17 protein-coding genes are annotated in these 22,145 nt (G+C 64.3%); 10 read left to right on the top strand and 7 right to left on the bottom strand.

Annotated features, from left to right (window positions below; translation table 11 throughout):
• Positions 1-340: 340 nt before the first annotated feature.
• The 3 genes from NDI89_RS15190 to NDI89_RS15180 form a co-directional block, all read right to left on the bottom strand.
• Positions 341-1,276 (bottom strand): putative sodium/potassium/calcium exchanger, encoded by a 936-nt coding sequence (locus NDI89_RS15190; protein ID WP_277522592.1) that lies wholly within the window; start codon positions 1,274-1,276, stop codon positions 341-343.
• 331 nt (positions 1,277-1,607) lie between these two features.
• A complete protein-coding gene (locus tag NDI89_RS15185) occupies positions 1,608-2,606 on the bottom strand; it encodes a hypothetical protein (RefSeq protein ID WP_277522589.1) in 999 nt (332 codons plus the stop codon).
• Between the two features lie 296 nt (positions 2,607-2,902).
• Positions 2,903-3,775, bottom strand: a complete 873-nt coding sequence (locus tag NDI89_RS15180; protein ID WP_277522587.1) for a DUF4397 domain-containing protein — start codon at positions 3,773-3,775, stop codon at positions 2,903-2,905.
• A 211-nt stretch (positions 3,776-3,986) separates the two neighbouring features.
• Here NDI89_RS15180 and NDI89_RS15175 point away from each other — a divergent pair, with 211 nt between their 5' ends.
• The 4 genes from NDI89_RS15175 (at position 3,987) to NDI89_RS15160 (ending at position 8,508) form a co-directional block, all read left to right on the top strand.
• Positions 3,987-4,217, top strand: coding sequence for a hypothetical protein (locus NDI89_RS15175; RefSeq protein ID WP_277522584.1), 231 nt, complete (start codon positions 3,987-3,989; stop codon positions 4,215-4,217).
• 170 nt (positions 4,218-4,387) lie between these two features.
• Entirely contained in the window at positions 4,388-5,680 is a 1,293-nt protein-coding gene (locus NDI89_RS15170) for a DUF7282 domain-containing protein (RefSeq protein WP_277522582.1), read from the top strand.
• Between the two features lie 157 nt (positions 5,681-5,837).
• On the top strand, positions 5,838-7,127 hold the full coding sequence (locus tag NDI89_RS15165; protein ID WP_277522580.1) for a DNA polymerase Y family protein: 1,290 nt from the start codon (positions 5,838-5,840) through the stop codon (positions 7,125-7,127).
• Positions 7,128-7,275: 148 nt separating this feature from the next.
• Positions 7,276-8,508: a J domain-containing protein gene (locus NDI89_RS15160; RefSeq protein ID WP_277522578.1), complete on the top strand. Its 1,233-nt coding sequence runs from the start codon at positions 7,276-7,278 to the stop codon at positions 8,506-8,508.
• A 77-nt stretch (positions 8,509-8,585) separates the two neighbouring features.
• On the opposite strand, the gene NDI89_RS15155 is transcribed toward NDI89_RS15160, so the two are convergent.
• Positions 8,586-11,219 carry an efflux RND transporter permease subunit gene (locus tag NDI89_RS15155; RefSeq protein WP_277522576.1) on the bottom strand — a complete coding sequence of 878 codons (2,634 nt, stop codon included), beginning with the start codon at positions 11,217-11,219 and terminating at the stop codon, positions 8,586-8,588.
• Between the two features lie 283 nt (positions 11,220-11,502).
• Between NDI89_RS15155 and NDI89_RS15150 the strand changes: the two genes are divergently transcribed.
• The 5 genes from NDI89_RS15150 (at position 11,503) to NDI89_RS15130 (ending at position 17,490) form a co-directional block, all read left to right on the top strand.
• Positions 11,503-12,177 (top strand): helix-turn-helix domain-containing protein, encoded by a 675-nt coding sequence (locus tag NDI89_RS15150; RefSeq protein ID WP_277522574.1) that lies wholly within the window; start codon positions 11,503-11,505, stop codon positions 12,175-12,177.
• 144 nt (positions 12,178-12,321) lie between these two features.
• Positions 12,322-12,846 carry a helix-turn-helix domain-containing protein gene (locus NDI89_RS15145; protein ID WP_277522572.1) on the top strand — a complete coding sequence of 175 codons (525 nt, stop codon included), beginning with the start codon at positions 12,322-12,324 and terminating at the stop codon, positions 12,844-12,846.
• Between the two features lie 72 nt (positions 12,847-12,918).
• Positions 12,919-13,806: an alanyl-tRNA editing protein gene (locus NDI89_RS15140; protein ID WP_277522570.1), complete on the top strand. Its 888-nt coding sequence runs from the start codon at positions 12,919-12,921 to the stop codon at positions 13,804-13,806.
• Positions 13,807-13,967: 161 nt separating this feature from the next.
• Complete coding sequence (locus tag NDI89_RS15135; protein ID WP_277522568.1) at positions 13,968-15,206, top strand: mandelate racemase/muconate lactonizing enzyme family protein; 1,239 nt, start codon at positions 13,968-13,970, stop codon at positions 15,204-15,206.
• Between the two features lie 211 nt (positions 15,207-15,417).
• On the top strand, positions 15,418-17,490 hold the full coding sequence (locus NDI89_RS15130; protein WP_277522566.1) for an alpha-amylase family glycosyl hydrolase: 2,073 nt from the start codon (positions 15,418-15,420) through the stop codon (positions 17,488-17,490).
• A 42-nt stretch (positions 17,491-17,532) separates the two neighbouring features.
• On the opposite strand, the gene NDI89_RS15125 is transcribed toward NDI89_RS15130, so the two are convergent.
• The 3 genes from NDI89_RS15125 to NDI89_RS15115 are packed head-to-tail and all read right to left on the bottom strand — an operon-like array spanning position 17,533 to position 20,706.
• Positions 17,533-18,435, bottom strand: a complete 903-nt coding sequence (locus NDI89_RS15125) for a sugar ABC transporter permease (protein ID WP_277522564.1) — start codon at positions 18,433-18,435, stop codon at positions 17,533-17,535.
• Positions 18,435-19,466 (bottom strand): carbohydrate ABC transporter permease, encoded by a 1,032-nt coding sequence (locus NDI89_RS15120; protein WP_277522560.1) that lies wholly within the window; start codon positions 19,464-19,466, stop codon positions 18,435-18,437. The genes NDI89_RS15125 and NDI89_RS15120 overlap by 1 nt, the downstream gene beginning before the upstream one ends.
• Positions 19,467-19,491: 25 nt before the next feature.
• A complete protein-coding gene (locus NDI89_RS15115) occupies positions 19,492-20,706 on the bottom strand; it encodes an extracellular solute-binding protein (RefSeq protein ID WP_277522558.1) in 1,215 nt (404 codons plus the stop codon).
• Between the two features lie 298 nt (positions 20,707-21,004).
• Here NDI89_RS15115 and NDI89_RS15110 point away from each other — a divergent pair, with 298 nt between their 5' ends.
• Positions 21,005-22,144, top strand: coding sequence for an ABC transporter ATP-binding protein (locus NDI89_RS15110; protein WP_277522556.1), 1,140 nt, complete (start codon positions 21,005-21,007; stop codon positions 22,142-22,144).
• The last annotated feature ends 1 nt before the right edge of the window (position 22,145 follow it).

The following is a 22,145-nucleotide window of genomic DNA, read 5'->3' as shown; positions in this document are numbered from 1 at the left end:
TCGCCACGGGAATGGGATGTGAACTGCCACGATAGCTGATCGGTCGCGGAGACCTGACACCGATCACGAGTGAGCGGACGACGACCGGTCAGGTCCGACCCGTCGAACGGAGTTCCGCGAACTGGGCGGCAACGACCGGACGATCGGCAAGAGAATCCACCGATACCGACCGAGCGGGGCGATTCGATAGCAGGGGTACCGCGCCCTAGTGACGATCTCGCGCGGCAGAACCGTACCCGCTCGCGAATACGTTTCGACGGCGAGGTCGCACCCGCTCGCGAATCACGTTCCAGTCGTCGTATCCATTCAAAAAACGGAACTGGACTGACGGGACGGCTAGTTAGTTGTCATCGCCGTTTCCGTCGTCCCCGTCGTCTCCGTCGTTTCCGCCGTTGCTGTCCTCGACTTCGACGTCTTCGCCGTCGGTCTCGATATCGAGGTCGTTCTCGACTTCGAGGGTTTCGTCGTCGAGTTCGATGTCGACGTTGCCATCGTCGACTTCCAGTTCGCGGTCGTCGTTCTCGAAGTCGACGTCGCTCGTCAGCACCTCGATGTCGTCCTCGTCGAGTTCGATGTCGGCGTCGCTGGTCACTGCCTCGGTTTCGAGTTCGTCGTTCTCGAAGTCGACGTCGCTCGTCAGCACCTCGAGGTCGTCCTCGTCGAATTCGATATCGGCGTCGCCGGTCAGCGCTTCGACACCGAAGGCGTCGTTTTCGAAGTCGATATCGTTGAGTTCGGCCTCGAGCTCGTCGTCATCGAGCTCGACCTCGCGGTCATCGGTCTCGAGGTCGATCTCACCGTCGCCGAGATCGAGCGCGACCGATCCGGCGCCGTCGGTCTCGATGTCGAGATCACCGGATCCGTCAGCTTCGACGTCGATCACGTCGTCCTCGACTTCGATTTCACCGTCGTCCTGTTCGATCACGGAATCGCCGGCCTCGAGGTCGACGACGTCGCCGTTGCTCTCGAAGTCGGTATCGTCGACCTCGATCTCGGTATCGTCATCGTCCCGCTCGATCTCGGTCTCGGCGGCGTCGAGATCGATGACAGTCCCGTCGTCCTCGCTCTCGACGTCAGTGTCGTCCGCCGCGACCTCGACGGTGTCACCGTCCCGTTCGATCTCGGTGTCCTCGACCTCCAGGTCGACCACGTCGCGGTCGTCCTCGGTCTCGAGCTCGAGGTCGTCGTACTCGAGATCTGCAGCGTCCCCGTCGAATTCGATCTCGAAGTCGTCGCCCTCGACGTCGACGCCGTCGTCCTGGGCGGCCGCCGGCATCGTCATCCCCACTGCCACCGCGAATATCAAGATTACGACAAACACTGTCTGTATTGTTTTCTTCATCGGATTGTCATCACAGCGTCTTTGCACAGGGAGCGTGGCAAACTGTGACTACGAATAAATACGATTGTCGACCATATAAGTTCAAGCCAACGGGTACGTTAGTAGGTTGAAACACGGTTAGTACATAACTGCGTGGTCGGTAAACTACCGCGTGGCCACGCGATCGAAATCCGCTGAACCCGTGGGTCGTCGGCGGACCAGCGGCTACCGGTCGCTGGGTCGGGTCGTCAATAACGCGAAAAATGGACTAACCGGTCGCGGCTAGTCAGTCATCTCCGTCGTCCCCGTCGTTTCCACCGTTGCTGTCCTCGACTTCGACGTCTTCACCGTCGGTCTCGATATCGAGGTCGTTCTCGATTTCGAGGGTCTCGTCGTCGAGTTCGATGACGACGTTGCTGTCGTCGACCTCCAGCTCGCTGTCATCGTTCTCGAAGTCGACGGCGTTCGTCAACGCTTCGAGTCCGTCTTCGCTCTGTTCGATGTCAGCGTCGGTGGTCAGCGCTTCGGTTTCCAACTCGTCTTGGTCGAACTCGACGTCGTTAGTCAACGCCTCGAGTTCGCCTTCCGCATGTTCGATTTCGGCGTCGCTGGTCACGAGTTCGGTGCCGAACTCGTCGTTCTCGAAGTCGACGTCCTCGCTCTGAACCTCGAGATTGTTCTCGTCGTCGAACTCGAGTTCGCGATCGTCGGTCTCGAGTTCGGTTTCGTCGTCGGCGAGGTCGAGGTCGACTCCACCGGCGCCGTCGGTTTCGATGTCGACGTCGTCGGTCCCGGTGCCGTCTGCTTCGACGTCGAGGACGTCGTCTTCGACCTCGATATCACCGCTATCCTGTTCGATCTCGGAATCGGCGGCTTCGAGGTCGACGACCTCACCGGCGCTTTCGCTCTCGTAGTCGATCTCGTCGCTCTCGATTTCGGCGTCGTCGCCGTCCCGTTCGATCTCGGAATCGGCGGCCTCGAGGTCGACGACGTCACCGCCCTCCTCGCCCTCGAAGTCGGTATCACCGGCTTCGACCGCCGAGTTGCTACCGTCCTGTTCGATCTCGGTGTCCTCGACCTCCAGGTCGACCACGTCGCGGTCGTCCTCGGTCTCGAGTTCGAGGTCGTCGTACTCGATGTCGGCGGTGTCACCGTCGAATTCGATGTCGAAGTCGTCGTTTTCGATGTCGACGCCGTCGTCCTGGGCGGCCGCCGGCATCGTCATTCCCACCGCTACCACTAGCGCCAGGAATGCGACGACTGCAGTCTGTATTGTTCTGTTCATATGTGGATGGTCGTCACAGGTCCCGGGAAGGGAGGCGGTCAGGCCCGGACCGTGACAGTATCGGCAACTACCGGTCACACGCCCATAAAGGTCATGTGAGTGACTGGTCAGTTAGTGCACTTGTGGTAAGCCTGTAACTCCTCGGTGGGCCTCTTACCGCTCGGATACTCGACGGCCGATGAGATACGAATTATTCGATTATGTATAATTATGGACTTATTCGGTGGATCGGTCCGCGGGACCACCGTGACCGAGCACGGCATGGTGGTCGATACTGGCAGCGTTTCGCCGCGGTCTCACTCGGACTCGTTCGACTCGTTTTCGAGGCGAGCGTCTTCGAATACTCCGACGTTCAGCGGTACGTCGACCGGCGTCTCGTCGGGGTTGCGATATCCGGTGACGGCCGCCGAGTAGATCGTTCCGGACTCGAGTGAGAGGTTTACGTGACGGATGATCTCGCCGGAATTGTCGTCCGCCGCTTCGCGAACCTCGAGCGTGACGTTACCGGCCGGGACCGTGACGTAGTCGCTGTCCTCCCGGTAGCTCACGTTCTCCGCGATCGTCGTGTTCGTCTCGGCGACCGTGACGTCCACCGCTGACACGTCCGGCGACCCGTGTATGAACCGAATCGATGCCTCGGATTCGTTCGGTGCCTCGAACTCGTCCCGGAGGAGCGCGGGCTGGAACTGAACCGTCTCGTTCGCCGTGACGTCGCCGATCACGACGAACGAATAACTGCCCGCCGGCTCGAGAGTCTGCTCGGTTTCCAGAATCTCGTCCCCGTTTTCGGTCGTCTCCACTTCGAGGTCCGTCTCGCCGGCTTCGACGACTTCGTAATCGGAGACCGTCCCGAAACTCAGGTTTTCGGCTACCGTCTCGAAGCCGACATCGGCCGTAATCTCCGGAATGAGAGGTGACAGGTGAACGATCCGGATCCGAGAGGTGTTCGCTTCTTCCGACTCGTCGTCCGCCGACTCATTGTCGCCCTGGACGATCGCTCGCTCGGTCGCCGTCGGGTCGATCGTTTGCTTCCTCTCCTCGAGCTGTTCATCCGCGGCTGATTCGTCCGCGTCCGTCGTCGCTCCGACGGGTGCGGCGATCCCCCAGGCGACGGTCGCGATCAGCAGCAGCGTTACCAGTCCGATCGCGTGTGCTGTTCGGTGTGCCATTCCACCGCGCCGTTCAGGAAAAGGTCGAATAAATCGCAGCGATCGTTCACTGCTAATCCGGCGTTGGAACCGATTGATACGGCCGAGCAGCGGACCCACGGTCGAATTGCGATGCGGATCGGCGGGCGTCACTCGATGGCAATTTTGCGTTGGTCACGATAAATCGTGTGAAACGGTACTACAGGACAAGCTCGAACGGGTCACCCGAGCGGTGACTCGGTTAGCAGGCGGCGTTCTGGAGTTCGGATGGGTGCGCCTGCTCGAGCGTGACGTCCTCGAATTCGCCGATCTCGTCTCCGATACCCGTATCGACGATCTCGGATATGCCGGCACTCCTTCGGCGGTAACCGCGATTTCACCGACCGAGGGGTCGGCATCTTCGACCGGGACGGCACCGCAGGTCGCCGTCGGTTCGCCGTTCGAAACGGTGAGGTTCTCGTAGGCCAGCTACAACGGTCGGATGCGATGCGGAGAAATATCGATAAGAGTCGTTTTCCGGATTCGAAAGAGGTACCCGACGAACCGCTTCCCGACCGCATTTTTCGGTTTCTCACTGGAAAGGTGACCTCAGTTTATCATTTGCTGTCTCGAGGATGAGTACCGGACGCCACCATGAATACACGCAAACAGGCACTGGCGCTGACCGTCGCGTTACTGGTCGCGTGCTCGAGCGGGGCGATAGCCGCCGGCACGGCGTCCGGGACGAACGCCGTCAGTGGAAACGGGATCGGGGATGCTGAACAAACCGATGACAGGGGATCGGCGGCCGACGACGCGGCGCTTGCGGACGACCGAGACGTGGAGCGAGATCACGAACAGCAAGGAGCGACAGTGACGTTCGAAAATCAAACGAGCGACGGCAACTCGGTCGTCGTCGACGAGGTCACGATGGCCAGTGGGGGGTTCGTGGTGATCCACGACAGTACGCTGCTCGAGGGCGAGGTCGTCGGCAGTGTCATCGGCGTGTCGGCGTTTCTCGGGCCGGGAACGCACGAGAACGTCGCGGTGACCCTCGACGAGCCGCTCACGGACGCGGAGACGCTGCTCGCGATGCCACACCGCGACACGAACGACAATCGGGAATACGATTTCGTCGAAACTGAGGGACGACTGGACGTCCCGTACCGAACGCCCGACGACGAACCGGTGACCGACGACGCCGTCGTCTCCCTCGACGGTGTCGAGGACGAACCGGCGGAAGAGATGCTCGGAGACGATGAGAGAACCGTGGACGGCGACCGCTTCCTCGAAATCCTCATCGAACGGGTGGATGTCTTCGTCATCGGGGAGAGCGAAGCCGAAGCGGAACCCGACGAAGAGACCGAAGACGAGCCAAACGAAACCGACGAAGAGACCGAAATCGAAGCGGAACCCAGCGAAACCGACGAAGAACTCACGGGACCCGAAGGACCGACCGGTCCCAAAGAGGAGGACGGCGACGACGGCGAAGAAGTAGATGTCGACGATGAAGAGGCCGCGGACGAGGACGCCGATGCGGTGGACGCCCGGGACGAAGACGGCGACAGCGGACAGGCCAGCGTGACCTTCGGCGACCAGACGAGTGACGGCGACACGATCGATATCGAAACCGCGACGCTACCCGACGGTGGGTTCGTAGCGGTCTACGACAGCGGGCTGCTCGAGGGACAAATCACGGCCAGTTTCCGCGGTGTCTCCGACTTCCACGATCCGGGAACACGGGAGAATAGCGAAATCGAACTCGACGAGTCCATCGAAGCGGACGAGACGCTGATCGCGGTCGCCCATCGCGATACGAACGACAATCAGGAGTTCGACTTGCTCGAAACCGAAGGAGAAGAAGACGGACCGTACCGCACAGCCGACGACCAAACGGTAGTCGATGAGGCCGTCGTTACCGCCGAGGACGACGTCGACGGGAAGTAGATCGAAGATGGGTGCCGGCCGCCCAAAACTGGCGAAACTGACGAGCGTTGTTTTCCACGCCGGTATTCTGCGGTATCGGTCGCGCGGACGCTACTTCCGGCGGGCACGTCGCGGGCGCAACGTTCACGTCGGTCCGGACGAATCGACCGATAGACGAATGTCCGACGGGCCGCGGCTACCGGGCGTCGACGAAGCGGACGAGGAAGACCGGATCGTCTGCCACGTCGACGCCGACTGCTTCTACGCCTCCTGCGAGCGACTGCGCGAGCCCGAACTCCGCGACGAACCGCTCGTCGTCGGGATGGGGTACGAGGCGGGAGCGACCAACGGCGCGGTCGCCACCGCCAGCTACGAGGCCCGCGAGTTCGGCGTCGAGAGCGCACAGGCGATCTCGACGGCCCTCGAGCGACTCCCCCGACGCGCGGCGTTCGAAAACGGTGAGATCGACGAGTCGGACCTCGATCGCGGGGAGACCGGCTACTACCGGCCGGTGGACATGGATTACTACGAGTCGGTCGCGGCCGACGTCCGAGAGATCCTCCACGACTGTGCCGACGTCGTCCGCGAGGTGAGCATCGACGAGGCGTACCTCGACGTGACCGACAGAACAGCCTGGGGCGTCGCGGACGGGTTCGCCCGTCACATCCGGGACAGAATCCGCAGGGAAGTCGGCGTCACGGTCAGCGTCGGCGTCGCCCCGACGATGAGCACGGCCAAGATCGCCAGCGACTTCGACAAACCCGACGGGCTCACCGTCGTCGAGCCCGGCGAGATCCGCGAGTTTCTCGCGCCGCTCGAGGTGGAGCTGCTTCACGGCGTCGGCCCCGTGACGGCACGCGAGCTGCGTGAGATGGGCCTGGAGACCGCGGGCGACGTCGCCGAAACGGACCCGGAGCCGCTGGTCGAACGCTTCGGCGAGCGCGGCCGGGAACTGTTCGACCGCGCGCGCGGCGAAGACGACCGCCGCGTCGAGCCGAAAGGCGATCCGAAGAGCTTCTCCCGCGAGTCGGCCTTCGCCGACCCGGTCGAGGACCCGACACCGAAATACGAGCTGATCGAAACGCTCGCAGCGGCCGTGGCCGACCGCGCGCGGCGAGAGGGCGCACTTTACCGGACCATCGGTGTCAAAGCCGTGACGCCGCCGTACGACGTCAACACGCGCGAGCGGTCCCTGCCGGGCCCGGTCGACGACCCCGACCTCGTCGACCGAATCGCTCGGGACCTGTTCACCGAGTTCGAGACCGATCCCGTCCGCAAGCTCGGCGTCCGGGTGGCCAACCTCGAGTTCGCGGCCGCCGATCAGGCGAGTCTCGACGGGTGGGAACGCGACGCCAGCGGGACCGGAACCGGGGCGGACGAGGGGGAGACCGAGGAATCCGATCCGGGCGCAAACCCGGTCCGCGACGACCGAACGGCCGGTCAGTCGTCGCTCGCGGACTTCTCCTGAGCGGGACTGGTCTCGCGGAACCACAGCCGAACGGCCGAAATACCCACAACCCTCGAGCGATGACCATACGCAACCGAACCGGACAGAACACCGAAATTATAACCCCACCCCGACAATCACCGTAGCAAACAAACCGCCCTATGCTCACATGACTGAGGACTTTTACGACTTGCTGGAAATCCCGCCCGACGCCTCCCAGGACGAGATCAAGGACGCCTACCGCGATCAGGTCCGGGTCTACCACCCCGATCTGAACGACGACGACCGCGCGCAGGCCCAGTTCACCGCGGTCAAGACCGCCTACGACATCCTCGGCGATCCGGTCGAACGACAGGCCTACGACCGTCTCGGCCACGAGGACTACGTCGCGAAGCGAACCAGCGGCCTGCCCTCCCCCGACGTCTGGCAGAGCGACGACGACGCATCGGCGACCGCGGCGACGCCGGCGGCCGCCTCGACGGCGTCGGGATCGACGACCGCCGGCCGATCGTCGTCCGCGACGGGATCGAACGGGTCGAAAGCGGCTGCCGGCGCGGCATCGGCCTCGGCCGGAACCGCCGGTGGTGCCTCGAGTGCGACCGGGACCGGGACCGGGACGGGACAGACGGGGGGTAGCGGCTCGGCGTCGACCAGTCGAACCGGCAGTACGAGCGGCGCGACCACCTCGAGTACCGGTCGATCGAGGACGACCTCCAGCGCCGGACCGGACAATGCCGTCGCACGCTGGTGGCGGCGACAGAACTTCTCGCTGCCGCTGCTCTGGCTCTCGGTACTCGCCTACGCCGCCGGCCTCGGCCAGTTCGGACACGAGAACCGGGGACCACTGGAATCGCTCTGGGCCGATCTCCGTGCAGTGGGTGCCGATCCGGCCGGGATCTGGACGCTGCTTTCCGAGAGCCGCCACGGACTCGAGACGATGACCGCGTTCTTCCGAGGCGTCGAAATCGTGGCGCCGCCGGTGGAGCCGACGCTTTGGTACGGCGCGCTCGCGGGCGTCGTGGCGGTCGCGGTCGGTGCGTTGCTCGTCGTCCGCGTCGTCAGTCGGGAGCACAGCTGGGGGCCGGTGACGATCGACGAGACGATCGTCGTCGCGCTCGCAGTGGGAGTCACCGCGACGCTCGTCGGCGGCCCGCTGCTCGCGGGTGCACTGCTCATGCCGTTGCTGTTCGGCGTCGTCGTCCGCCACACGAGGCGCGGACCGGGCTGGAAACCGTCGTATCTGTACGTATTTCCGGTGTTCGCACCGCTCGCTGGGGTGGGGTTATCCGCGGCGAGCTATGGTACGGTACCCGTCGATCTCGTCGCGTTCGTGCTCCTCCCGATCGGCGGTGGCGTAGCGTTACCGTTGCGGGCAACGCTCAAGAAACACGTCGGCCGGTAGCGCCCTCCCGCGGGCACGAGACAGCGCCGAACCGATCGGGAGCGTCAGTTCGGGGTTGACTCGAGTTTGCGGTTGACCTATCGATGGGAGACGTTCTCGGCCGTCCCGCCGTCTACGTTCTCTGAGACCGTCGACCCGGCGCCGTAGCGCGTCCAGAGCAGCAGCAGGCTCGGCTGGATGAATACGCTCGCCAGGAACGAGTACCCGATCCCGACCGCGAGGATGAACCCGAACTGGCGAAGCGCGGGCAGCAGCGCAAACGACAGCACGCCGAACCCCGCGGCCGTGGTGACGGCGCTGCTCGACAGCGCACCGCCGGTCCCCCTCACCGTCCTCGCGAGGGCCGTCTCCGCATCGGCGCGGGTGCCGTACTCCTCCGCGAAGCGTTCGCTGACGTGAATCGCGTAGTCGACGCCGAGCCCGACGGAGATGCTCCCGACGAGAGCGGTGACGAGTCCGATCGGGATCTCGAGCAGCGCCATCGTTCCGAGCAGCCAGCTGACGCTGAACGCGACCGGGACGAGCGTCACGGCTCCGAGCGAGGCGGTTCCCTCTCGCAGGCGGAAGCTGATCAGCAGGAATCCGAGGACGACGACGAGTGTGAGCCCCAGACCCTCGAGCAACGTCATCGCGAGGCGGTCGTTCAGCTCCTTCGCGATGACCGGCTGACCGGTCGCAGTCGCGTCGACATCGTCGGTTTCGTCGAACGCGGCTGCGCTATCGCGGAGCGGTGCAACGGCGGTCGCCCGGTCGACGTCTCCGTCGACGGCTATCCGGAGCCGAACTGCAGTGTATCTCCCGCTCGCAGCGTCTCCCGACGCCTGCCCGTCCTCGTCCGTTCGATGGATCGTCCGCGTTGCGAGGTCCGGTGTCGCCGCGTAGAACTCGTCGTAGAGCGGTCGAAGGTCGGCGTCGGGGACGCCGTCGCCGTCGGTATCGGCGGCGTGGAACGTCTCGTTGAACGTCCGATTCTGCGCCGCAGCCCGCTCCATCGCCGACAGCGGCGTCACGATCGTCGCCGCTCCGTTCGGGCCAGTCGCGACGGCCTCGGATCGGCTCGCTGTCCGTTCGGCGGCGGCGACTCGCTCGAGCGCCTCCGGATCGGTTACGTTCCCCTCGACGAGAACGTAACCTTGCGTATCGGGCGTCTGGAAGCGCGAGTCGATATAGCGGCGATTTTCCTTGAGGTAGAACTCGCCGGGCCGGACCGCATCCGGGAGGCTAGCGGTCCACTCCGGCGGATCGTCGGCCATGAAGGCCTCGTCCGGGCTGGCGACGTCGACCCCCGTCGCCCCGTACGCGGCACCCGCGCTGAGGACGAGAGCGAACACGACCACTGCCAGCGGTGCGGCGCTGGCGATCGACGCGCTCGCGCCGAGTACTCGCCCGAGACGTCCGGCCGATCCCGGCGGCGACGGGGTCCGATCCGATCCCGACCGATCCAGACGCGAGGAGATCGCGAATTTGAGGGCCGGCACGAACAGCCCGAAGACCATCAGGGTCGCGGTGATTCCGATGGCGGCGACGAGCCCGAACGAGCGAATGTCGCCCATCGGACTCGTGAGGTTCGCGAGGAACCCGATCGCAGTGGTCACCGTGACTACCACGAGGGCCGGGCCCACGCGCCGTAGCGACCGGGCCATTGCGGGTCTCGTCCCGATCTCGTCCGCGGCGCGTTCCTCTCGATACCGCATGAACACGTGTAGCGCGTAATCGACCGAGAGCCCGATCAGCAGGATCGGGACGGCGATCATCGTCTGATTGAACGCGATACCGAGCCAGCCCATCGCGCCGAACGTCCAGAGCAACACGGCGACGACACCGACCAACCCGAGCACCACGTCGATCGGATCGCGGTAGGCGACCGATAGCGAGACGAGGACGAAAGCCAGTGCCAGCGGCCCCAGCAACGCGAGGCTATCTGATATCGCAGCGCTCTGCTGGCCGCTCACGAGGCCGCCGCCGAACACGTGATACGCCTCGGTTCCGGGCTGGGTCGCGGCCAGCGAGCGCGCTGCCCGTTGCCCGTCCGAGACCGGTTTCGAAAGCGCCACGTCGACCTGCACTGCCCCGTCGGTCTCCTGCGTGAGCACGAGGAGGTGACTCGCGGCCGTCGCGGATCCCGGCTCGTACGTCCGCGGCAGCAGCCGCGATGCCGTCCGACTCGCGGCCGTGGGACGCTCGGGGTCGAGTACCCGTCGTACGACGGCCGCCACCTCGGCGTCGTCCATCGATTCCAGTCGTGCGATCTGCTCCTCGAGCGGCGGGGCAGTCCGCCGCCCGGTCGTCGCGGCCGTGGTGTTCCGATCGGGGTGTCGACGGTCGCTCGCGATCGCCGCCGTCGCAACGAGGTTCGCCACGCTGACGGTCGGCCGGTCGTCGACCAGCGTGGCGTTGAGCGTCCCGTTCTCCCGGAGCTTCTGCTGGTATCGAAGCGTCCGCACGAGCGTCGCCTTCGAGAGCGCGTTCCCGCTCTCGTTGCTGATCGCGATCACCGACGTCGTCGTGTTGGCCTCTCGGGGTGAGAAGTCTGTCCTGGCGACGTCGTACGCATTCGAGACCTCCGAATCGTCCGAGAGACCGGTTACTGACGACGATTCTTCCATCGCGCCCGTTCCAGCGCCGACGGCAGCCGTCGTCAGCACCATCACGGCGATGACGATCCAGCTGTATTCGGTGACCACCGTCGCGATGCGATCGATCCGGGACATTACGACCTCACCTCCCCGTTCGGCTCGAGTCGCCTGTCGGACACTGGATCGAGCCAGCGATCACGCGCGCTCTTTGCGATCTGGGTCACGCTCGAGTTCCCGGACCGGCGGATCGATGAGTGGACACTGCTCCACTGCGTCTCGTCCCCTTTCAATCGGCTCGTCACGTCCGCTGCCGTTCGCGGTTTCGTTCGCATCGTCGTACGGAAACCGTCCGTTTATCGAGAGGATTCTGCCACGTATAGAAGCGGGATTTATGGGGTACCACCGGACGAGGTGACGTATGAAGCGGCTCCGAGTCACCGTTCGTGTCGACCCCGACAGGGCACCGCCGTTTTTCGATCTCCTCGCCAATACGCCCGCGATCGAGGAGGCGCGCGTGCTCGAGGTGAACACGACGCTGGACGGCGTCGACAATTATCTGTTCTCGATCGACGGCGACGCGACCGTCCTCGCGGAGCGAGCACCGGAGATCGAGGGCCTCGAGTCGGTACGGCTGTCCGAATCGAGCCGGGGCCGCACCTACGCGCTCGTCGTCGCGCGCTCGCTGGAGATGCCGATGTACGACAGCATCCTGCGAGCGAGTTCTCGTCTCGAACTGATCGTTCGGACCCCGATCATCTACCGGGACGGCGAGATGTACGGCAGCGGGGTCGGCGACCCGCAGCAGATTCAGGCGGCACTCGAGGAGACGTCCGACGTGATGGAGATTCGGGTCGACGAGATCGGGGAGTTCAGGGGCGAACTCGACGACCCGGTGCGAGCGCTCAGCGACAGACAACGCGAGGCGCTTTCGGTCGCCTTCGAGATGGGATACTACGAACGGCCCCGTCGCGCGACTCACGAGGATATCGCTGCGGAACTCGACTGTGCGCCCGCGACGGCCAGCGGTCACCTGCAGAAAGCGGAGGCGAAACTCGTTCGCGCCGCCATGGACGATTTCGGTCCGACTCTCTGACCGGTCTCGCTGCCGCGAGGGCGCGGCGTGGTCCGTGGCCCGCAGGAGACGAGCCGAATCCGACACTATCGGCCGTGTGAGTGGGACCCTCATCGAGGTCCGCGCTACCGATTAGTTGAAATGCGACAGATGCCAAACACTCGCATGGCCAAATACTCGACCGGTTCGTCCGGTAGCGGTGGCGGGACGAACTGCGAACTCTGCGGTGCCGAGAGTAGTTCGCTCACGCTCGCGTCGGTCGCCGGAGCCGAACTCGAGGTCTGTCCGGACTGCGCGCCACACGACGATTCCAACGCGCGCGGCCAAGACCGGACCGAGAACCGGAGCGAGCAGGACGCGGGCACCGACGACGAACCGAGCCGCAAACGAAAGGCGGCCCAGAACGTCGCGAAAGCGAACCCGGTCTGGGACGGTGACTCCGAACACTGGGAGAGCGAGGGGACGAACTACGACGACGACCCGCTGCCGTACCTGGTTTCGGACTACGGCGACGCGCTCGTCGAGGCCCGACGGGACGCCGGGCTCCAGCGCGAGGAGCTCGCCGAGGAACTCGATGCACCGGAGAAAGACGTCCTCGCGGTCGAACAGGGGCGGGCGGCGCAGGCCGGCATCGGTGGCGGCCTGATCGAGGCCCTCGAGGACCGACTCGACGTGACGCTCGCGGAGTAAGCGACGGCCCGTTCGTCTCCGGTGACAGTATCGGCGAGCAGACTTTTAACCGCTGACGACACATTTCAACCGATGACCGGGCAACGGGCGGCAGCGGAACCGTACGCCACGCGGTTCGAAACCGAGGTAACGTCGATCGACGGCCGACGGGTCTGGCTCGAGCGCAGCCACTTCTTCGGGGCGAGCGGCGGGCAGCCGGCCGACCGCGGGACCGTCGGAGACATCGCCGTCACGGACGTCCAGTACGCCGACGGCGAGCAAGTTCACGTGCTGGCCGAGGAGCCGTCGTTTCGGACGGGTCACCGCGTCCTCTGTTCGGTCGACTGGTCGTTCCGGATGTACTGCATGCGGGCCCACACGGCCAGTCACGTCCTCGCCGGTGCAGCGCGGCGACTGCTCGAGGAACCGACCTGCGTCGGACTCGATATCGGCGCACAAACCGTCGCCGTCGATCTCGAGACGAGCGCGACCCTCGACGACGAGACGCTAATCGAACTGGACGAACTGGTCAACCGCGTGGTCTGGGAGTCGCGACCGGTGTCGTGGGACGATATGCCGCTCTCGAGCGCACGCGAGCGCGACGGGATTACCGTCGATGCCGAACTCGACGCCGCCGCCGTCGAGAAGGGACGGGTTCGCGTCGTCACGATCGAAGACGAGAACGACAACCGCAATCGGAATCGACTCTCCGATATGAACGGCTCGGCCGATCCGTGGGACGTCACGGCCTGTGGCGGCACGCACGTTCGGAACACTCGCGAAGTCGGCCCCGTGACGGTGCTCGGCCGCTCGAGGTCGACCGACGGCGTGACCCGGATCGAATTCGCCGTCGGACCGCAGGCGATCGACCACCGGACGGCCGAAAAACGGGCCGCCCTCGCCGCGACTGCGGCGTTGGACGTCGAGTTAGAGAACGTGACCGACGAACTCGAGCGCGTGAGAACTGCCCGTAGTCGCTGAGTCTCGATCGAGGGGTCACGGGTCTCGTTGCAAGCAGTGCGTTCAGGTTCCTCGGCCAGTATTGTGTCACCGAAGCGAGTCGCACGCCGATCGAGTCCGCGTCCGAAACCTTGCCGAGGAAAGGTAGAAACTATTACTATCTTCGGAGTGAATATCCATCCATGGGAGTAGACTACTCTGACTTACACGATCCGAACGCCGAGTACACGATGCGAGACCTCTCGTCGGAGACGATGGGGGTCACGCGCGAGCGCGGCGGGGGACGGGACGTCGAAATCACCGACATCCAGACGACGATGGTCGACGGGAACTTCCCGTGGACGCTCGTCCGGATCTACACCGACGCGGGAGTCGTCGGCACCGGCGAAGCCTACTGGGGTGCCGGCGCGCCGGAACTGATCGAACGGATGACGCCGTTCCTGCAGGGCGAGAACCCGCTGGATATCGACCGACTCACCGAGCACCTCGTCCAGAAGATGTCCGGCGAAGGCTCGATCGGCGGCGTCACCGTCACCGCGATCTCCGGCATCGAGGTCGCGCTCCACGACCTCGCCGGCAAGATCCTCGAGGTGCCGGCCTACCAGCTGCTGGGCGGCAAGTACCGCGACGAGATGCGGGTCTACTGTGACTGCCACACCGAGGAGGAAGCCGACCCGATCGCCTGCGCCGACGAGGCCGAACGGGTCGTCGAGGAGCTGGGCTACGACGCCCTGAAGTTCGACCTCGACGTCCCCAGCGGCCACGAGAAGGATCGCGCGAACCGCCACCTCCGCGGCCCCGAAATCGACCACAAGGTCTCGATCGTCGAAGCGGTCACCGAGCGCGTCGGCTCCCGCGCCGACGTCGCCTTCGACTGTCACTGGACCTTCTCCGGGGGCAGCGCGAAGCGCCTCGCGAAGCGCCTGGAGGACTACGACGTCTGGTGGCTCGAGGACCCCGTCCCGCCGGAGAACCACGACGTCCAGCGGGAGGTCACGCAGTCGACGTCGACGCCGATCACCGTCGGCGAGAACGTCTACCGGAAACACGGCCAGCGCCGCCTGATCGAGGAGCAGGCCGTCGACATGATCGCCCCGGACATGCCCAAGGTCGGCGGCATGCGCGAGACGCGGAAGATCGCGGATCTGGCCGATATGTACTACGTGCCGGTCGCGATGCACAACGTCGCATCCCCCGTCGCGACGGTCGCCAGCGCGCACGTCGGTGCGGCGATTCCGAACTCGCTGGCCGTCGAGTACCACTCCTACGAGCTCGGCTGGTGGGAGGACCTCGTCGAAGAAGACGTCATCGAGGAGGGCTACATCGAGATTCCGGAGGAACCCGGCCTCGGCGTGACGCTCGACATGGACGCCGTCGAGGAGCACATGGTCGAGGGCGAAGAGCTGTTCGACGAAGCGTAGCTTCGTCGAGTTCGGAAGACGAGCGTCGCGATCTTCCGTTGTTCGACGAGGTGTAAGTCGCGTCGCACCCGCGGCGCTTCGTTCCGTGGCCGTCGACGAACGCTGACCGCTGCCGATTCCGCCGCCACCGGTCAGGGTCAGTCGATGGCATTTCGAATATCGTGGTATACCAGTACACCACACATTTAATTTCCGGGGCGAAAGGTGTCCCATGGACTGGCGACGGCTACGTACCGACGGCGGGGAAACCGAGTTCAAAACGTCCTTCGAGAGCGGCGACGGGTCGTCCCATCCCGGCCCGCCCCGTTTCGTCACCGTCGGTGAGGGAATCGTCGACCCGAACGGGAACGAAATGGAGACGCGCGACTCGCTGGCCCCCTGGAACCCGGACAGCGATACGACGTACGACTGGCGAGTCCTCGAGTCACCGCCGGGTTCGACTGCTGTACCGACCGACGGCCCGGTCGCCGAGTTCGAACCGGACGTACCGGGCGAGTACACGCTCGGGCTCGAGGCACCCGACGGAACGCACGAGCTGACGGTCCGCGCGTTTCCCGAGGCAGACGATGACGCGCCGCGACCGCAGGTCGAACTCGACGCGACGGTCGAGGACGGCCGCGTGTCGCTCTCGGCAACCGCGAGCGTCGTTGGCACCGGCGACCCCGATATCGAGTTCTACGTCGACGACCGGCACGGAGACGTGCTCGAGGCCGACGGCACGATTCCCGTCAGCGCGACCGACGAACCGACTCGGGTCTACGCAGTCGCCGTGGACGAACGACATTCGGTGCCGGACGCGGTCGAACTCGTTCCCGCCAGCGAGGGCACGGATACGCAGTCCGTCGCCATCGAATATCCCTTCGAACCGCCCGAGTGGGCCGTCGACGCGATCGTCTACGAGATCTTCACGCGCCGGTTCCCGGATCAGGATGACCCCACGTTCGAGACGATCGCGGATCGACTCGACCACCTCGAGGACCTCGGGATCGACGTCCTCTGGCTGACGCCGTTTCTCGCGGCCGAGAGCGGGTTCGGAACGCCGATGGAGGCCGGTGGTCCGCACGGGTACAACACGACGGACTACTTCCGGGTCGATCCGGACCTCGGGACGATGGCCGACTTCGAGGCACTGGTCGACGCCTGTCACGAGCGGGGTATCCGGGTCGTTTTCGATCTCGTGATCAACCACACGGCGGAGACGCATCCGTTCTACGAGGCCGCAGTCGACGAGTCCCACCCCGATCACGAGCGCTACCGCGACTGGTATCGCTGGGTCGATTTCGACGAGCGAGACGCGGACACGTACTTCGGCTGGGACGGGATTCCCAATCTGAACTACGCCAATCCCGCGGTGAGGGAATATTTGCTCGGAGTCGTGGACTTCTGGGCCGGCAGAGTCGACGGCTTCCGGGCCGACGTCGCGTGGGGCGTTCCGCTGAGTTTCTGGACCGAGGTCTCCGATCGATTGACGGGCAGGGACAGCGACTTCTTCCTGCTGGACGAGACGCTTCCCTCCGATACCGAGATGGGGGGCGGCCGATTCCACATGCACCACGACGACGTCCTCCACGACACGCTCGAGCAGTTGGGCGAGTCGGTCGCGGGCGACGGAACGGACGAGTCCGACGAGACGGGGAGGAAAGACGAAGAGGACGCGGTCGCGGACGAGTTCACCGATTCCGCGGCCGGGCTGGACACGACGACCGCCGACGCGATCCTCGAGGCCATCGAGGATCGACAACGCCGCGGTGCCCATCCCGACTCGGAGTGGTTACTGTACGTGGAGAACCACGACACCGATCGGTACCTCGCCGAGTACGGACGGGACGCGCAACTGGCAGCTGGCGCGGCGACGCTCACGCTTCCCGGCTCGCCGATGCTCTACTACGGGCAGGAAACCGGCGTGACGGGTCGACGCGATCCGATGAACTGGGGGGCGTTCGACGAGGACCTGCTCGAGCACTACGAGCGATTGATCGACCTTCGGAAATCGCATCCGGCGTTACAGGCCGGCGCGGACCTCGAGCGGATTCCGTACGAAGCGGACACCGCCGCCGCCGTCGCCTTCGCTCGGACGGATTCCGAAACGGATCGCCGCGTCGTCGTAGTGCTTCACTTCGGAACGGGGACTGCAACGGTCGAGCTCGAAGAATCGGTCGGCGAAACCGATCTGCTAATCGGGACGGACGGGCTCGAGTGGGAGCGCACGGTCGCAGTGGATTCGGTCGCCGTCCTCGACGCGGACGGTGATGGCCACGTCGATGGCTCGCGCACCCTCGAGTGAGACGAACTCCGAAGAAATCGAAGCGAGCGGCCGGTCGGTGGGTCAGCCTTCCATGCCGCCGAAGGAGAGGCCGCTCTCGACGTAACTCTGCGCGAAGAAGTAGATGATCGCCACCGGGGAGGCGAACAGGATCGCGAACGCCGAGAACTGAGTCCACGGCGTCTCGAACCGGCCGGATTGGGCGAGCGAGAACAGTTCGACCGCGAGCGTGTAGTTGTCCGGTCGGAGCAGCGTCTGTGCGATGATGAACTCGTTCCACCCCGCCAGGAAGGTAAAGACCAGCACGACGGCGATACCGGGTTTCGACAGCGGCAGGATCACCTCGCGGATGACGTCCCACCGGCCGGCACCGTCGACAATTGCGGCCTCCTCGTAGGAGACCGGGATGTTGTCCATGAAGGTCTTGAGCAACCACGTGTTGAACGGGATCGCTCCGGCCGCGTAGAACAGCCCCAGCACGAGCAGGTTGTTGCTCAGCCCGAGATTGACGAACAGCGCGTACAGGGCGATCAGCGTCGCGATCGAGAGGCCGGCCCCGACCTGTGTGAACAGGACGTAGCCGTAGAGGATCTTCTCGCGACCGATGAATTCCCGCCGCGAGAGCGCGTACGCACCGGGAATGACGACCGACATCGAGACGAGGACGGTGACGGTCACCACGACCAGACTGTTGACGAGTGCGTCCCGGAACGCAGACTCGAAGAGCACCCACCGGTAGGCATCGAGATTGTAGGTGGAGGGATCGGCGAATATCCCCTCGGTACTCATCAGACCCGAGCCCTGGGAGAGCGATGCGCTGAGAACCCAGTAGACGGGGAACATGAGGACCAGTAGAATGCCGATGGCACCGCCGGTCCCGGCGACCGTTTTGGCGGTGTCCCGCGGATTTCGGAGTCGATTCCTGAGCCGGTCGTCGGCCTGCGTCTCGGATTCGGATGGCGTCATTACGAGTTCACCCCCTCTGCGAGGTCCCCTTTCCGCACTGCGAGCCACATGAACATGCCGATGAACGCGATGGCAGTCACCATGATCGCGGAGCCGAACGCGTATTCGTCGAGGGCGGTCGCTTCACGGTAGCCGTAGACGAGGAGGAGTTCGTTCTGCCGCGAGGGACCGCCCTGATTGAAGATCCACGGGACGAGGAACTGCTGAAACGACGTCGCCGCGGTCAGGATCGCGCCGAACATGACCGGGCGCTTGATCGACGGAAGCGTGACGTGACGGAACCGGTGAAGGAACCCCGCGCCGTCGACCTTCGCCGCGTCGTGGAGCTCGCCCGGAACGTCCTGCAGCGCGCTCACGATGATGATGACCATGAACGGATACGCCAGCCAGACTTCCGTCGTAACGTACGCGAAGAACGCGCTCCACCGGCCACCGCTGAGCCACGAAACCGGGACGTCGGCGAGCAGTAGTTCGGGGGCGTTGATCGTCGCGAAGACGACGACCGTATCGACCCCGCTCGCGAGGCCAGTGACGATACCGTTGTAGTAGTCGAGTAACTGATTCAGCGGACCGAACCGGGCACTACTGAACAGCCCCTTCCAGACCGTGATCGTAAAGATCGTCGGAAATCCCATCGGAACGATGACGACGGCCCGCATGAACCGCTTGCCTACGACGCGGGCGTGCGTGAGCACCATCGCGAGTCCGATCGAGAGCGCGATCTTGATCACCAGACTCACCAGGACGAACAACCAGGTGATGGCTAACGAGTTCCAGAACTGGATGTCCGTGTAGAGCGCCCTGTAGTTCTCGAGGCCGACCACGTTCGACCCGCTTCCGATGACCGTCCCCGCGTGAGTCGCGTCGGTCAGCGACAGGTAAATCAGGAACGTGATCGGGAACAGCATGAACGAGCCGAAGAGGACGGCACCGGGTAACACGAGGAGGAGACCGAATAGATCGTCCAGGATACCCGAAAGCGGCTGCTGACTCCGCTTTGATACGCGGCTGAGGAATGACGATGTTGACATGAAGGTGCGTAGTGAGCGCAGTCAGTTACTCCCAGCGGCTGCGGATCTCGTCGGCGGCCGATTTCATCGCCTCGTCGGCCTCCGACTGATCGTTGAAGACCCGCTCGAGGGCGTTCTCGAACGGCGTCCAGACGGTATCCATACGCGGATCGGCCGGCATCGGCGTCCCCATATCGACGGTTTCAGCGAACATCGGGACGTCGTCGCCGAGCTCGTCGGACTCGACGTGATCCGTGTGAACGGGGATCAAGCCGTGATTCCGTGCGTTGCCAGTGATCACGTCTTCGTCGGTCGTGTACCACTCGGCCCACTCCAGCGTCGTGTCGAACGACGCCTCGCTCGCGCCGTTGAGCTGTGCCGTGAAGTACCACGTCTGTACGCCCGTGTACGGCGTTGGGCTACCACCGTCGACGTCGGGAAGCGGTGCGACGGTCGCGTCGACGCCGCTGTCGCGGAAGCTACCGAGTTGCCACGGGCCGTTGATCGCGAACGGTGCGTTGCCGTCGGCGAACGGCGGCATCTGTCCGTTGTACGTGGTATCGTCCGCGACGTACGGCCAGATCGAGTCCTGGAGGAGTTCGATTCCCCGAATGAACTCGTCGGTTTCGATACCGAGTTCGCGGCTCTCCTCGTCGTAGATCCGCCCGCCGAAGGCGTGCAAGAACGCACTGACGAAGTACGCCGTCTTCGGCGGACACGAGAGTCCCCACGAGCTGTTCTCGGGATCGTGGTGGTCTTCCATGATGGAGACCATCTCCGAGAGGGTCTCCGGCGGTTCGTCGACCAGATCGGGGTTGTACATGAGCGACACCGTCTCGGACGCGTAGGGGAGTCCGTATACGCCGCCCTCCCACTGAACTGCGGAGGCGGCGTTGTCGGTGAACGTCCCTTCGAGGTCGAGCTCCAGATCGTCGCTCCCGTCGTAGAGGAAGTCCTGACTCTGATACTTGCCGATTCGATCGTGGGCCCACGGGAAGGTGTGAGGGCCGTTCCCCGCCGGAATCGCCGTCTTGAGTTGCTTTTTGACGTCCGAGAGGTTCTCCGAGACCATCGTATCGTCCCGTCCCTCGTTGAACGTCTCGAGGTGCGTCTCGAGGCTGTCCTGCTCGCTCCCCGTGAACTGGTTCCAGAGCGTCGTCTCCTGGGAGCTTTCGCCGAGCGCTCCGCTGAGACACCCCGCCGTTGTCAGTGATGCAACCCCGCCGATCCCCGCGAGTACGTTCCTGCGATGCAGTGTCATGGGCAATCAGTGATGAATAATATCTTCATATATTTAATTGTTAGGATGGCGACTCGCCGCCGCGATCCGTACTGGACGAACGCGGCGTTTTGCCTCCCGTACCGATTTTTTCGGTGGTCTGTTCCGAGTTTCATCACGTAACTGTACTTGAGATACATCTATGTATCGGCGGATCGGAGCCACTGGTCCCCGCCCGGCGCACGACCAGCGAGAGACGAATATATTTGGTGTAATATTACTTCTCAAATTCCACTATTTGGGAAAAGGTTTTACGCACCCTCTCCGAACGACCAGTGAAATGGCACGAGTAACGGTCGAATCGCTGCGGAGGGAATACGACGCCGGCTCCGTCGTCGCCGTCAACGACCTCGATCTCGAGATCGAGGACGGCGAGTTCGTGACCGTCGTCGGGCCGTCTGGCTGCGGAAAAACGACGACGCTGCGAATGCTGGCCGGCCTCGAGAAGCCCACGTCCGGGCGGATCGAAATCGGTGACGACGACGTCACGGACGTCCACGCGAAGAACCGGAACGTGGCGATGGTGTTCCAGAACTACGCGCTCTATCCCCACAAAACGGTCTTCGAGAACATGGCGTTCGGGCTCCGGATGAGCACCGATCTGAGCGAGTCCGAGCGAGAGCAGCGGGTCGTCGACACGGCCGAGATGATGGACATCGAGGACCTCCTCGAGGACAGACCGGACGAGCTCTCCGGCGGCCAGAAACAGCGGGTCGCGCTCGGTCGGGCGATCGTCAGGGAACCCGACCTGTTCCTGTTCGACGAACCGCTGAGCAATCTCGACGCCAAGCTCCGAACGAGCATGCGCGCCGAGATTCAGCGGCTCCAGAACGAGCTCGGGATCACCGCCGTCTACGTCACGCACGACCAACACGAGGCGATGACGATGGGCGATCGGATCGTCATCCTCGACGGCGGCGAACTCCAGCAACAGGGGAAGCCGACCGAGGTCTACGAGAATCCGGTCAACGAGTTCGTCGCCGGCTTCGTCGGTTCGCCGTCGATGAACTTCGTCGACGTCGCCGTCGAACCGACGGGTGATCGACTCCGCTTGACTGGCCCCGACGGCGGGTTCGAGTTCGAGCTCTCGGGGGCGTACGTCGGACGACATCGAGAGGAACTCGACTCGAGCCGGTACACGCTCGGCATCCGTCCGGAGAACGTGCGAATCGCGGACGGGGGCGGTTCCAACACGATCACGGCGGCTATCGACGTCGTCGAACCCGTCGGCTCCGACAACTTCCTCCACCTCGACGTGAGTAACGAATTCATCGCCCGCGTCGATTCCGACGTCGGCCTCGAGCCGGGCGATCGGGTGACGCTCACGTTCGACGAGTCCGACGTCCACCTGTTCGATCCGGAAACGGGCCGAAACGTCCTCGACGAGGAGGTCGGTGCTCGGACAGTCGCGTCCGACTGAG

This window comes from Natrinema salsiterrestre (assembly GCF_029502005.1).
Lineage (GTDB): Archaea > Halobacteriota > Halobacteria > Halobacteriales > Natrialbaceae > Natrinema > Natrinema salsiterrestre.
The sequence above is the reverse complement of the archived record's forward strand: the minus strand, read 5'-3'. Positions and strand labels throughout refer to the sequence as shown.